The organism is Psychrobacter glacincola, assembly GCF_965118485.1.
Lineage (GTDB): Bacteria > Pseudomonadota > Gammaproteobacteria > Pseudomonadales > Moraxellaceae > Psychrobacter > Psychrobacter glacincola_D.
The window spans coordinates 23,625-36,499 of record NZ_CBCPJH010000012.1; the positions used below are offsets into that span (position 1 = coordinate 23,625).

At 41.2% G+C, this 12,875-nt stretch carries 12 protein-coding genes; 6 read left to right on the forward strand and 6 right to left on the reverse strand.

Annotated elements, in window-relative coordinates:
• Positions 1–75: 75 nt before the first annotated feature.
• Complete coding sequence (locus ACMHKH_RS06290) at positions 76–174, forward strand: hypothetical protein (RefSeq protein ID WP_413519843.1); 99 nt, start codon at positions 76–78, stop codon at positions 172–174.
• Positions 175–209: 35 nt separating this feature from the next.
• Positions 210–320: a hypothetical protein gene (locus ACMHKH_RS06295; protein ID WP_413519789.1), complete on the forward strand. Its 111-nt coding sequence runs from the start codon at positions 210–212 to the stop codon at positions 318–320.
• 710 nt (positions 321–1,030) lie between these two features.
• Here the strand turns inward: ACMHKH_RS06295 and ACMHKH_RS06300 are convergent.
• The 5 genes from ACMHKH_RS06300 to ACMHKH_RS06320 form a co-directional block, all read right to left on the reverse strand.
• Positions 1,031–1,783 (reverse strand): DUF305 domain-containing protein, encoded by a 753-nt coding sequence (locus ACMHKH_RS06300; protein ID WP_413519790.1) that lies wholly within the window; start codon positions 1,781–1,783, stop codon positions 1,031–1,033.
• A 143-nt stretch (positions 1,784–1,926) separates the two neighbouring features.
• Complete coding sequence (locus ACMHKH_RS06305; protein WP_413519791.1) at positions 1,927–2,412, reverse strand: DUF305 domain-containing protein; 486 nt, start codon at positions 2,410–2,412, stop codon at positions 1,927–1,929.
• 62 nt (positions 2,413–2,474) lie between these two features.
• Positions 2,475–3,113 carry a DUF411 domain-containing protein gene (locus ACMHKH_RS06310; RefSeq protein WP_413519792.1) on the reverse strand — a complete coding sequence of 213 codons (639 nt, stop codon included), beginning with the start codon at positions 3,111–3,113 and terminating at the stop codon, positions 2,475–2,477.
• A 169-nt stretch (positions 3,114–3,282) separates the two neighbouring features.
• Complete coding sequence (locus ACMHKH_RS06315) at positions 3,283–5,706, reverse strand: copper-transporting P-type ATPase (RefSeq protein WP_413519844.1); 2,424 nt, start codon at positions 5,704–5,706, stop codon at positions 3,283–3,285.
• 176 nt (positions 5,707–5,882) lie between these two features.
• The gene (locus tag ACMHKH_RS06320; RefSeq protein WP_413519793.1) at positions 5,883–6,056 is read right to left on the reverse strand and encodes a hypothetical protein; all 174 of its coding nucleotides are present in this window, start codon (positions 6,054–6,056) and stop codon (positions 5,883–5,885) included.
• A 202-nt stretch (positions 6,057–6,258) separates the two neighbouring features.
• Here ACMHKH_RS06320 and ACMHKH_RS06325 point away from each other — a divergent pair, with 202 nt between their 5' ends.
• The 3 genes from ACMHKH_RS06325 (at position 6,259) to ACMHKH_RS06335 (ending at position 10,023) form a co-directional block, all read left to right on the forward strand.
• On the forward strand, positions 6,259–6,975 hold the full coding sequence (locus ACMHKH_RS06325; protein ID WP_413519845.1) for a heavy metal response regulator transcription factor: 717 nt from the start codon (positions 6,259–6,261) through the stop codon (positions 6,973–6,975).
• Position 6,976: 1 nt separating this feature from the next.
• The gene (locus ACMHKH_RS06330) at positions 6,977–8,455 is read left to right on the forward strand and encodes a histidine kinase dimerization/phospho-acceptor domain-containing protein (protein ID WP_413519794.1); all 1,479 of its coding nucleotides are present in this window, start codon (positions 6,977–6,979) and stop codon (positions 8,453–8,455) included.
• 572 nt (positions 8,456–9,027) lie between these two features.
• Positions 9,028–10,023, forward strand: coding sequence for a diaminopimelate dehydrogenase (locus tag ACMHKH_RS06335; protein WP_413519795.1), 996 nt, complete (start codon positions 9,028–9,030; stop codon positions 10,021–10,023).
• Between the two features lie 418 nt (positions 10,024–10,441).
• Here ACMHKH_RS06335 and ACMHKH_RS06340 read toward each other — a convergent pair whose 3' ends face one another.
• Positions 10,442–11,167, reverse strand: a complete 726-nt coding sequence (locus tag ACMHKH_RS06340) for a GntR family transcriptional regulator (RefSeq protein WP_413519796.1) — start codon at positions 11,165–11,167, stop codon at positions 10,442–10,444.
• 312 nt (positions 11,168–11,479) lie between these two features.
• On the opposite strand from ACMHKH_RS06340, the gene ACMHKH_RS06345 reads away from it, so the two are divergent.
• Positions 11,480–12,769, forward strand: a complete 1,290-nt coding sequence (locus ACMHKH_RS06345) for an SLC13 family permease (protein WP_413519797.1) — start codon at positions 11,480–11,482, stop codon at positions 12,767–12,769.
• The last annotated feature ends 106 nt before the right edge of the window (positions 12,770–12,875 follow it).

Consider the following 12,875-nt stretch of genomic DNA (forward strand, 5'->3'; position numbering starts at 1 on the left):
AAATTACTGATGTATCATCTTATTCAATTAGGTATTGCTTTCATATTATCGCTACCGATTGCGCTTAATCGCGAGATGAAAGATAAAAGTGCAGGACTCAGAACCTTTCCACTAGTAAGTATGGCCTCCTGTGCTTTCATGTTAGTCGCTGTAGATATTTATCACGGCTTATAGCCTGAAGCGAGAATTATGTAGCGATTATTACCGGCATGGGTTTTATCGGTGGTGGTGCTATTTTTAAAGGCGATAATACGGTAAAAGGGACTGCAACGGCGGCAAGCTTATGGAATACCGCTACTAGTGGTATCTCTGTCGCTTAGGGACGTTATGAGATTGCGATCATATTGTCGGTGGTCAATTTCTTAATCCTACAATTCTCGGAGCCATTTAAGATGAAAGATAAGCTTGAATAGTGACTCTTTTTTATTCATAGCATACTATCAGATATTAGATTTAAGCTTTTTTCCAATATACCTTTTTTTAACCAGAATTTTCGAACTTAGATTTTGTTAAGCAAGTGAGAATTACCGTATTGATGTATTGGTCTGTAGAGTGCTAGCTATAAAAATAGCTAGATACTTAGTAGGTAATCGCTTTAGTATTAGTTAACTAACTCATCTACTAAACTAACAATAAGATTACTTAACGTTTGATTAATCCCTGCCACAATGAATTATCTATTATAAATAAGGATTCAGTATGAACTTTACTTCTAAAGATAAATTAGACTCGTTGATACCCTCTATTCACTACAGTTCTAGCTGTACTTGCCCAAAATGTGGATGCACGTGTGCTTCAACTTGTGATAAATGCGATAGATGTTCGAAATGCTGTCAATGTGGTGAAAAGTAATACCTATTACCATAGCTATTTAAGCTACTAATAATGATTAAAAAAGCAGCACCTTAGAAATTTATTCTAGGGTGCTGCTTTTTTAGATTTAAGCGCTAAAAAGAACTGTTAAGCCTTTTATTCATTACAGAATTAACAATAACGCCCTTAATTAAGGGAAATTTTTTGAGCGCCTTGCTTATGCTTTATTCGCTGCAATCCAGCTTTGCATTTGCTCGATTTCAGCCTTCTGTGCATCAATAATTTCTTGCGCAAGCTTCAGCATTTCAGGGTTTTTACCATATTTAAGCTGAGTTTCTGCCATATCTACTGCGCCAATGTGATGCGGTAACATACCACGAGCAAATGCCATATCTGGCACTGGATCGGCAATACCTGCCATCATTTCTTCATGCATCGCATCCATACCGTCGGCATAAGCTTGTTGCATTGCCTTGGTATCAGGCGTTGGTGTTTTGCTATCAGGGTTATCGGCTAACCATGTTTTCATCTGCTTAATTTCAGACTGCTGAGCGTCGATGATTTCTTGCGCAAGCTTACGCATCTCTGCATCAGTACCGTACTTGAGCTCAATCTCTGCCATATCTACCGCACCGATATGGTGACCGAGCATGCCTTGAGCAAATGCTGCATCAGGATCGTTATAATCCATGCCTACCATCATTTCTTCATGCATTTTAGTCATTGATTCGCTGTATTCTTTGAGCATAGGGGTCATCGGAGTTCCATCTGCTACCATAGAATCTGCACTCATATCGTGACCAGCATGCGGGTCTACTGCGGCAGTCGTATCCGTTGTTTCGACCGGTGCGACGTCTTCTGTTGTAGCAGGATCAACCTTCTCAGCTGTTGGCTGACAAGCACTTAGTAATAATGCGGCACTAACACTAGCAGCTATAACAGAGCCGCGTAATTTATAATGAGTGTTCATGGTATATCCTTAACATACACAGGTTAAATAAAAAACTAGCAAGGCATCCAATAACAATTTAAAGAAATTAAATGCTATTAGATAAGCTTTGCTTGTTTGAAAAATAGGGTTTAAAAAGTTACGATAATTTTGTGGGTAAACCTTTACTTCAATTCTTCAATAAGCGCTTGCATCTCACCGATTTCACGCTTTTGTGCTTCGATAATATCATCCGCCAATTGTCGTACGCGCGGATCTTCGGTATCTGCTCTTGAGCTGGTCAATATAGCAATGGAATGATGCGGTATCATTGCTTGCATCCAATCGACTTGATCGACGGTTGCTTGTGATCGAACGCCCCATAGACCAAAAGCGAATAACACGACGCTCAGACCATAAACCATCAAATTAACTTTGGTTTTTTTATACATATTACCCATAAAGGCCAACATAATGACGGCCATCATAGCGCCCATATATAATGCCATATAGGCTCTAGTCTCACTAAAATACACGTGGTTCCATTTATAAGTATTAAAATACATCATGATAAACATGACAACCGTTGAGGTTAGAATCATCAGAGAGAATTTGATATAAGGATTCATATGCTTTTCATTACTAATGTTTTCTTGATTAGAGTTATCCATAAGGTAACCTTTATAAGAATATGTTCTTTATAAATAGTACAAAGTGAAAACTGTTCTTGATGTTATAACTGCTGCTGAGAAGACTCAATATCAGCATAAACTTGAGTCGTGCCGTCTTTATTAAGCTGCATGATTTGATAAGGCTCGAATTTATTTTGATACTCCATACCTGGACTACCAACTGGCATGCCGGGTACAGCAAGACCAATCGCTTGCACAGGTGGATTCTCTAAAAACTGCGCCATATACTTAGCAGGGACATGACCTTCAAACACATAGCCATCAGTAGTAACAGCAGTATGGCAAGAGCGCATCTCGCTTGGTACGCCATAACGGTCTTTAAATAATGCGACATCCGCAACATCGTGCGCTGTTGCGCCTAAACCATTATCCTCTACGTGGCTTATCCAGTCTTTACAGCAGCCGCAATTCACATCTTTATAGACGGTTGCAGAGACATTTTTGAGTAGCTCTGGATTACTTACTGGTGTTGTCATCACCGCCGCAGAAGTAGGCTGTGATTCAGCTACGTTGGCAGTGGCTGATTTTGTAATGGGTGCTGAGCTTGCATCAGCGGCGCTAGTATTGGCTTGACCGCAAGCAAACAGTGATGAGGCGGCAAATAATACCAGTGTACTGCGCAGTAGCTTAGAAGGTTGACTATTGGACATAGGGCTAGACTCTGTTTTAAAGATTGTCATAAGGCTTTCTCATATTTTTTCTACAACGACGAATAGTGTCGATGATAAATTAAGATAACGAATAGCTTAATACAACAACTCTGACAACAACATGACGCTAAGATGACAATTTTGTCATGTTGCGAACTTGGTATATAAATAGGGCTACCATACATTCACAGTATCAACCCTACAACTTCAAACGGCGCAATCGCAGCGCGTTACCAATAACAGATACTGAAGAAAGGCTCATAGCCGCCGCCGCTATCATTGGACTGAGTAAAAGCCCGAAAAACGGATACAGCACACCTGCCGCAATCGGTACTCCAAGGGCGTTGTAGATGAACGCAAAGAACAGATTTTGTCTGATATTGCGCATCGTAGAATGGCTCAGTTTATGGGCTCTTACGATTCCCATCAGATCACCTTTCACTAACGTAATGCCAGCACTCTCCATCGCCACATCTGTTCCTGTGCCCATGGCTATGCCAACGTCTGCTTGCGCAAGGGCAGGAGCGTCATTGATACCATCACCCGCCATGGCCACAACCTTGCCACTACTTTGCAACTCTTTGATGATACGGTTTTTGTCTTCTAGAGAGACGTCGGCATGTACCTCGTCAATATTTAATTTACTGGCAACCGCTTTAGCCGTTATTTCATTGTCACCTGTTAGCATGACTACCCGCAGTCCAGCTTTGTGCAGTAGCGATATGGCTTCACTCGTGCTCGGCTTGATCGGGTCAGCGACTGAGATTAGACCAGCAGCTTGCCCATCTACTGCGACGAACATGACAGTTTCACCGTCCTTCCTGCGTTTGTCGGCGCGTTCTGAAAGCGCACTGTCAAAACTATTGAGGCGTTGCATGAATTTAGAATTGCCTACGGCTACTTGTTTGCCATTAACTAGCGCCTGTGCGCCTTCACCGGTGGTTGAACTAAAATCGCTGGCTTTTGCAGTGGTAAGGGATTTTGCCTTCGCAGCTTTGACAATAGCTTCTGCTAGAGGATGTTCGCTCGCAGTCTCTACCGCAGCGACAAGTATAAGAAGTTCATCCTCATCTAGGCTACCAAGCGCTTCAATAGCAGTGAGCTCTGGTTTGCCTGCTGTCAGTGTTCCGGTTTTATCGACAACGATAGTATCGACTTTTTCCATGCTCTCTAACGCTTCAGCATTCTTGATAAGTACGCCATTTTGAGCTCCTTTGCCAGTGCCCACCATAATCGACATTGGTGTGGCAAGTCCTAATGCACAAGGGCAAGCGATGATTAATACCGCGATAGCATTGACCAGTGCAAAAGCCATTGCAGGCGCAGGTCCGAACATCGCCCAGACAATAAAGGTTATAACAGAACAGATAAGGACGATCGGCACGAACCACCCTGCTACCTTGTCGACCAGTTTTTGTATTGGTGCGCGGCTACGCTGGGCTTCAGCAACCATTTTGACGATCTTGGACAATACGGTGTCATCGCCAACATCGACCGCTTTAATTAATAGCGTCCCAGTACCGTTGACTGTACCACCGGTGACCGTATCCCCTGTTGTTTTTGAGACAGGTAGTGGTTCACCAGTTACCATTGATTCATCGACGTTGCTATTGCCATCAAGTACCGTGCCGTCTACCGGAAGCTTTTCTCCTGGCTTCACTCGCAGTGTGTCACCGCTGATAACTTCGTCAAGTGAGACTTCGGTCTCGACATCGTTCTCATCGACACGTCTTGCCGTTGGTGGTGCTAGCTCGAGTAGCGCACGGATTGCGCCAGAGGTCTGACTTCTGGCTTTGAGTTCTAGAACTTGACCCAATAGTACTAAAGTTACGATGACAGCGGCGGCTTCATAGTAAACCCCGACTTGACCAGTGGCATCTCTAAAACTGTCTGGGAATATACTAGGAAGGAAGGTTGCTACTAGACTGAAGCCAAAAGCAGCGCCTACGCCCACTGCAATCAAGGTAAACATGTTTAGATTTCGGCTTTTTATTGATTGCCAACCACGGACGAAGAAAGGCGCCGCTCCCCACACGACTACAGGTGTGGCAAGCGCCAGCTGAATCCACTGAGCGATCTGCCCGGAGGTATCGCTCTGAATAAGGCTGTCTAGGTTTATCCCGACCATGTCACTCATGGCATACAGAAATAGCGGTATGGTCAGCGCCGTACATATCCAGAAACGGCGCGTCATATCATCGAGCTCTGAGGTGTCCTCCACACCGATAGTAGCCGTCTCTGGTTCAAGTGCCATTCCGCATATCGGACAACCGCTATTCTCCACATCTCTAACCTCAGGATGCATCGGACAAATATAAACAGTACCATTATAGCCAGCTGGCACTTTGTCATATTTGCCGCCTTTGACAGATTTTACTTCTGTATTAGCTGTACCATGACAGTTTGTATGGTCATCTACTGTATCCTTATCAGTCATTTCTGCCATTTCGGTAACATTATCTTCGACAACAGTGCCTTCAGGTTTGAGAGACATTTTGCATAGTGGACAACTGCTTTGTTCGATATCTCTGACTTCAGGATGCATAGGGCAAATATAGATCGTTCCACTATAGTCAGCTGGAACCTTATCGTACTGACCACCTTTGGTAGATTTTACATCCATACTCGCTGTACCTTTGCCGCTTGCGTGGTCATGGTTACTGTCCATTTCTCGTTCTTCATGCTTATCGTGTTTCATAAAATCACTCCTTGAAGATGGTGAGTAGACGCTTAGACTCTACGCAATTGGTACTCGAACACCATTTTTTTATTATCAAAATCAGATGTTTTTCGTTAAGCTTATTCTGGTTGACGCAGATACTTGAGCAGCGCCATAACGGTCAATAACAGTATGGCAAAAATCAGTATTACAAACAGCAGCCAGATAATCATCATCGCCCAGCCCATGCCGTTCATCATACTTCCATGCATCATTGATCCATTCATCATTCCATGCATTATAATACTCAACATAATATTGCTCCGTAACGGTCAACACCACAATCAGCATTAACAACAGCTTAACGTAATAGCTCTGACAACAACATGACGCTCAGATGACAATTTTGTCATGTTGCGCTCATATCATAGGAATATCGCTGACATTCCTCTATCATTCCCTTATTATCACTCTATAATTGATAGCATCAACCCAACCAATCAGCGTGTGTCTGTTATGAAACTACTGTTAGTCGAAGATGAAGTATCACTCGGTGACTATATAAAAAAAGGTCTGACCGAAGCAGGATTTATCGTTGAGCATCACACTACTGGGCTCGACGGCTACCATGCTTTAATGAGCGATGATTTTAATGTCGTCATCATGGATGTGATGCTGCCTGATATCAGTGGTTTTGAGCTAGTACGTAATTACCGCGCCGCTGGTAAGCACACGCCGGTTTTATTTTTGACGGCTAAAGATGATTTGAGTGATCGCATCAAGGGGATTGAGATTGGCGGTGACGACTACCTTACTAAGCCTTTTGCCTTTGCTGAGCTGTTAGTACGAATAAAAAGTTTACTGCGCCGTGCCAACCAGTCTGACTACAGTAGTAACCTCATGCAAATTGCAGATTTAAAGATGGATATCACTAAACGCACCGTGCATAGAAATGAGCAGTCTATTAAATTAACCGCCAAAGAATTTTCCTTATTACAATTTTTACTTGAGCGCCAAGGTGAAGTGTTACCGCGCTCGGTTATTGCCTCTCAAGTTTGGGATATAAACTTTGATAGCGACACCAATGTCATTGATGTGGCCATTAGGCGCTTAAGAATTAAGATTGATGACGATTATGAGGTAAAGCTGATACACACAGTACGCGGTATGGGCTATCGCTTAGAAGTTATAGATAGCAGTCACGACTTAACGCCCATAATAGAAAAGTACTAACATGACCCCTATCGTCACAGACGGACGCTTATCACTATTATGGCGAACTCTGTTTTTATTAACGCTTTGTGTGGTAATTACCCAAATCTGCCTTTATTTATGGATTCAGCGTTCAGTTAATGGTCATTTTGAGCAAATGGACTCGGAGATTTTAACCCATGCTGCGTTTAATTTGCGTCAGCATATGAATGACAATACACTTGATGATCAGGGTGAAATACAACTTTCTAATCAGCCTAATCAGTCTGTGAATAAGCAGTCACAGCCACTACAAGATGCTGTATTGGACTATGATGTAAAAACAGTGATTACTGACAATCAGGGACAAATACTTACCAGTAATCCCAAAGGCTTTATGAGTCAGTCGCAGAATAGACGTTCAGTAAAAGATTTATGGCAGGCGCATCATGATAAGCCGTTCGATTTAAAAATGGATAGTCGTCATTACAGGGCTATTGTCATTCAGCATTCGGAACGTTTAGCGCTCATCGCCCTACCTATCGATGTTCATCATGAATACCTCGCCCAGTTTAACCGTCAGCTCATTCTTATCTTAATGGCGATTACTTTTATCTTAGTTTCTGTTGCGGCTTTTAGTGTGCATTTAGGATTTGCCCCGCTATCAACCATCAGGCAGAAGATGACTCGTATCAATGCCGAAAAGCTTGATGATCGTATTGTCATTAGTGAGATGCCAAGTGAGCTGCGACCACTTGCTGATGCTTATAACGCCATGATGGAAAAACTCGAGCAAAATTTTGAGTCGTTATCGCGATTCTCAGATGATATTGCCCATGAGCTTCGTACCCCACTTGCAACCTTAAGTACCCAAACCCAAGTGATGTTAAGTAAGCCTAGAAACAGCAATGAATACGTTGAGCAACTGCACGATCAGCATGACACACTTGAGCAGCTATCTAGCTTGATTAATAACATGCTGTTATTAGCAAAAACACAAAAAGGAGTCTATGACTCCCAGTTTACGGCAGTTGATACTGAGTCACTCGTTACTAAAATGATTTCTTATTATGATTTTATAGCGGAAGATCGTGGGATTGTATTTGAAAAAAGCGGAGACTTTAAGGCTGTATTGGGAGATGACAGCTTATTACAAAGGCTTTTTGCCAATCTAATATCAAATGCTATCTACTATTCTACTAGTGATAGCGTTATTACTATTACTGCCTCTGCTGTCACTAATAGTGGTGTGAAGGATTCGGAGAAAAAATTTCAATCTGCTTTCAAACCTCATTTAAAAATAGTTTTTACCAATCAATTAGAGGCACCTTTGACACAGATAGAAGCAGATAAATTGTCTGAGCGTTTTTATCGTCATCATAAAAACCATATCTTGCATTCAGGTACAGGATTGGGACTATCTATCGTACAAGCGATTGTTAGCGCTCATAACGGTAGAATAAGCATCATTATTAAAGATGAATACTGTTTCCAGGTCAGTGTAGAACTGCTAATCTATTAATAATAGATTCTGTCTTGATACTACCATTCCATTAAAACGACAAGCTCAGCGAAAATGATTGAGGTATTAAATTTAAATTATTTTCTATAATATCTCTTTATAGGAGCAAAGAATTATTCTCATCTCTAGCAGAGATTATGAATAACATAAACATTTAATTTATGAAGAGATATTTTTATTTATTCAATTAATGTACTTGCTCTAATTAATTAGAAATATCTTTGACTGTAGAATCACTAGGTATTTTGAACATGAGAGACACTGTAGGAGCTAAACTTTCAGCTATATTTCCAGTGTTTACTGAATTTTTCGATTTTAATTTATACCCATAATAATACTCACAATCTATTTGTAGGTAGGTTAAATAAGTGGGCTTGTACAGATGGATTCAAATATGCAAAGTAAACTATCACTTATAATAGTAATCATCTAAAATAAGTGCTGTTTCTCAAAATCATCAATTTATTACAGTGTGGATTACTGCATATCCTTATTACGTAGCCTGTATTACTTGATACATTTCACAGGAGCAGTAACCGACCTTCCCCTACAACAATGTAAGGCTAATCATAATGACACCAGCAATTAGAGTTGCCATCGCCGGTTATGGCAATCTCGGCCGTGGCACCCAAGCAGCCATCAAGCAAAATCCAGACATGCAATTAGTATGTGTATTCAGCCGCCGAGATCCTGCCGCCGTCACCCTCATTGACCAAAGTGTACCCGTATACGCCATGGACGATATTGCACAATACAAAGATGACATAGACGTGCTGATTTTATGTGGCGGTTCCAAGTCTGATTTGCCTGAGCAAGGCCCAGCATTTGCAGGTTTATTTAATATCGTTGACAGCTTTGATACTCACGCAAAAATTCCTGAGTACTTTGCCGCGCTTGATGCGCCTGCTAAGAAAGCTAACAAAGTTGCTATGTTGTCCGTCGGTTGGGATCCTGGGCTGTTTTCCATCAATCGCTTATACGGTGAAGCCATTTTACCGGTCGGCGAAACCTATACCTTCTGGGGTAAGGGATTAAGCCAAGGACACTCAGATGCGGTACGCCGCGTGGATGGTGTTAAGGCAGGCGTACAATACACCATTCCCTCAGAATCTGCCATGGCACGGGTGCGCAACGGCGAGCAGCCAACGCTAAGCACTCGCGAGAAGCATACGCGCGAATGCTATATTGTATTGGCAGATGGTGCCGATGCCGATGCTGTGCGCAATACCATCGTGACTATGCCGGATTACTTTACCGACTACGACACTGCAGTACACTTTATCGACCAACAAACTTTTGAGTCTGAGCATGGCAAGATGCCGCACGGTGGTTTCGTCATTCGTAGTGGTGTCAGCAGTATAGATAATGAGAAAAACAATCAAGTGTTAGAGTTTTCATTAAAGCTTGGCAGTAATCCCGAGTTTACTTCCAGTGTGCTCGTAGCCTACGCCCGCGCAGCCTATAAGATGAACTTAGCAGGAGATAGTGGTGCGAAGACCGTGCTCGACGTAGCACCTGGCTTATTATCGCCTAAGACACCGGCAGAGCTGCGTAAAGAACTGCTGTAAACGTTAGCTCTGAGCCAGAAACATAAAAGCTGTGATCTAAAAAAGCACCAATCCATTAAGGCTTGGTGCTTTTTTATGGTTTAATCTTGGGTATCGCTACTTTAGTTAGTGCAATGCCGCTCATGAAACTTCGGAGATAAAGTCTGCTTGAAGTATTCGTCAATGGAAGCAGTTTAAACCGAATTCTGCTATCTAGAGTCGTTTGTCATAACGTTTCTTATGGAGATAAAAAGCGGTTCTCTATACAGGTATTGAAATACTCATATTGAATATAAATTTAATGCTTATGAAATAGACATTATGGAACATTATTATCAAGCTCTTTGATTAAGATTTCCCAAGTTAATTTCTACGGGCTTGACAGCATAGTTCACTTTTCAAGCAACCTAAATGAGTTAACTATTATCCTTACTTATCGCTAAATAATATTAATTTCATAACTGAACTTCTCTGCCAGCCCATATGACTCTCTATACTCAATGGGATTACCTTCTAAGTTCTTAGCAACGCGGCATACTTTAACTAAGTTTTCTTGCTTAGTATTGTCCAAATAAGGGTCGCTGTAATCGGTTATAAAAAATAGTGTCTCTACGGCAGACGACACAAACTGGCCACACTTTGTGTAGTAAAAAGGATAAAGAAGGTTCTCAAAATCTTCAGGATTTAAGCTGGTAAAGGCTTGATAACGGCTCTTAGGTAACCAGATTCTTTCACTCAACAAGACTTTATCTTCGACCATACGCATACGTTCTATATAGATTAGTGCTTTGTTTTTAGCTATATTTAGTTTCTCATTAATATCATCAATACCGTCTATTACAGTGATTTTTGTCACTACACCTGTCGGTGTGACATAGCGAGCATCTTTATCACGGAACTTAAAAAATCTTAATAATGAACTTGCAAAATCTGGGCGCTTTAAAAAAGTACCTTTGCCTTGCTGCTTTATTAAAATGCCCTCTTCCACTAACTTTTCGACAGCTTTACGAACAGTTCCTACCGATACCTGGTATTTATCAGCGAATTCCTGTTCAGTAGGTAAAGGCGTATTTTCATCCCATTGACTCTCTGTCAGTAACGTCTGTATATGCCATCGCACTTGCTCATAGCGTGGCATTTTAAAGTTCTTGAAATTGTCTATCATTTTTTTTCACCACTATGGAAAGGTTTTTATTAACTGTCTTAATCTCGTTAAGCGTTGCTCTTACTGTAAAAATCAGGATATATCTACTCATTTTAATGTTAAGACTCACCTATATATTGGCAGTCAATTTTATCTAATTAACACGACTTTTTTTGCTATCATTCTATTCAACTAGAGGCGCTGTTAGGCTTGTACGATTTTTTAGTCTTTAAAGCTATTTTGCAATATTAGCATTTAGCGTAATGCTTTTTACTCTGTAAAAACTGCTATGGTTTTTTATAGAATTCATACAGTTAAGATCAAGGAGCAGTCGTGACGCTTTATATTCTAGCCGCTATAGTGATATGTATTATTTTGGGCTATACCACTAAAATTAATATTGGTCTATTTGCTATTGCCTTTTCATACCTTATCGGTTGTTTTGGTATGGGACTAAAGGCTTATGAGATTATTGAGCTATGGCCGCTGAAGATTTTCTTTGTTATTTTTGCCGTTACGCTCTTCTATAATTTTCCGCTGGCTAACGGTGCTTTAGAAAAGCTATCTAGTCATTTAATCTATAAATGTCGTCACTTCCCAGCATTCTTGCCTTTGGTTATTTTCTTTGTTGCCACAATTATTGCAGGCTTAGGCGCCGGTTATTACACGGTCTTAGCCACGATGGCGCCTATGATCCTGCTATTGTCTAAACGTACTAACTTAAATATCGTTATTGCTACCTTATCAGTGAACTATGGTGCTTTAGCCGGTGCTAACTTTATCACTTCACAAAGTGGTGTTATTTTTAGGGAGCTGATGCGCGGCGCAGGCGTCGCCAATGATAATACCTTTACTTATGTCTTAGGAATCTTTGCCGCTACTTTTTTCATACCTGTAATTCTGTTGGGTGGTTATAGCTTTCTCAATGCTAGACATAGCAAAATCGCAATTCAAACCACAGTGCCAGAGCCTTTTGATAGTAAGCAAAAACAATCTATTATGCTGATTTTTATTATGATGGCTATTGTGCTCATTGTGCCCATTTTAAATCTACTCATGCCGCAAGTATCGGCAATTCAATTCTTAAACGCTCGGATCGACATTGGTTTTATCGCCATTATTTTTGCTTTGATTAGCCTACTTTTAAAGTTAGGTGACGAAAAAGCAGTGATTGCACTCATACCTTGGAATACGCTCATTATGATTTGCGGCGTCGGTATGTTAATTAGCCTCGGAGTAGAAATAGGTGTCATTTACGAGCTAACCGAATGGCTAAGCACCAATGTTCCTATCTGGATGATCCCGATTTTAGTTTTCGTTATCAGCGCAATCATGTCAATATTTGCTAGCACACTCGGCGTAGTCGCTCCCACTTTATTTCCTATGGTGCTGCCTCTAGCCGTCGCCTCTGGCATAAGCCCTTTACTACTATTTACCTGTATCGTTGTAGGGGCGCAAAGCTCATCACTGTCCCCTTTCTCATCAGGAGGTAGTCTAATGTTAGGCGCTTCCCAAGTCGTTATAGAAAAAAACAAGCTTTTTAATGCCCTATTATTTAAGGCGGTGCCCTTAGACATTTCTGTTGGCATAATAGCAATTATAATTATCCAGTTTATGTTCTAACTGCTTATCAGCAAGATATGCCACAGTCTTGTTAAGCGTTCTTACAGCTACTTTTATTATTTTAAGCTTAATGCATGTATTATTGGCTCTGAATGAATAACTGCTA

Bases quoted from the DNA above. Each gene is read 5' to 3' on its own strand.
- ACMHKH_RS06330 (WP_413519794.1), top strand. From the start codon at position 6,977: ATGACCCCTATCGTCACAGACGGACGCTTATCACTATTATGGCGAACT.
- ACMHKH_RS06320 (WP_413519793.1), bottom strand. From the start codon at position 6,056: ATGTTGAGTATTATAATGCATGGAATGATGAATGGATCAATGATGCAT.
- ACMHKH_RS06290 (WP_413519843.1), top strand. From the start codon at position 76: ATGAAAGATAAAAGTGCAGGACTCAGAACCTTTCCACTAGTAAGTATG.
- ACMHKH_RS06310 (WP_413519792.1), bottom strand. From the start codon at position 3,113: ATGACAATCTTTAAAACAGAGTCTAGCCCTATGTCCAATAGTCAACCT.
- ACMHKH_RS06340 (WP_413519796.1), bottom strand. From the start codon at position 11,167: ATGATAGACAATTTCAAGAACTTTAAAATGCCACGCTATGAGCAAGTG.
- ACMHKH_RS06295 (WP_413519789.1), top strand. From the start codon at position 210: ATGGGTTTTATCGGTGGTGGTGCTATTTTTAAAGGCGATAATACGGTA.
- ACMHKH_RS06300 (WP_413519790.1), bottom strand. From the start codon at position 1,783: ATGAACACTCATTATAAATTACGCGGCTCTGTTATAGCTGCTAGTGTT.
- ACMHKH_RS06315 (WP_413519844.1), bottom strand. From the start codon at position 5,706: ATGGATGTAAAATCTACCAAAGGTGGTCAGTACGATAAGGTTCCAGCT.
- ACMHKH_RS06335 (WP_413519795.1), top strand. From the start codon at position 9,028: ATGACACCAGCAATTAGAGTTGCCATCGCCGGTTATGGCAATCTCGGC.
- ACMHKH_RS06325 (WP_413519845.1), top strand. From the start codon at position 6,259: ATGAAACTACTGTTAGTCGAAGATGAAGTATCACTCGGTGACTATATA.
- ACMHKH_RS06305 (WP_413519791.1), bottom strand. From the start codon at position 2,412: ATGGATAACTCTAATCAAGAAAACATTAGTAATGAAAAGCATATGAAT.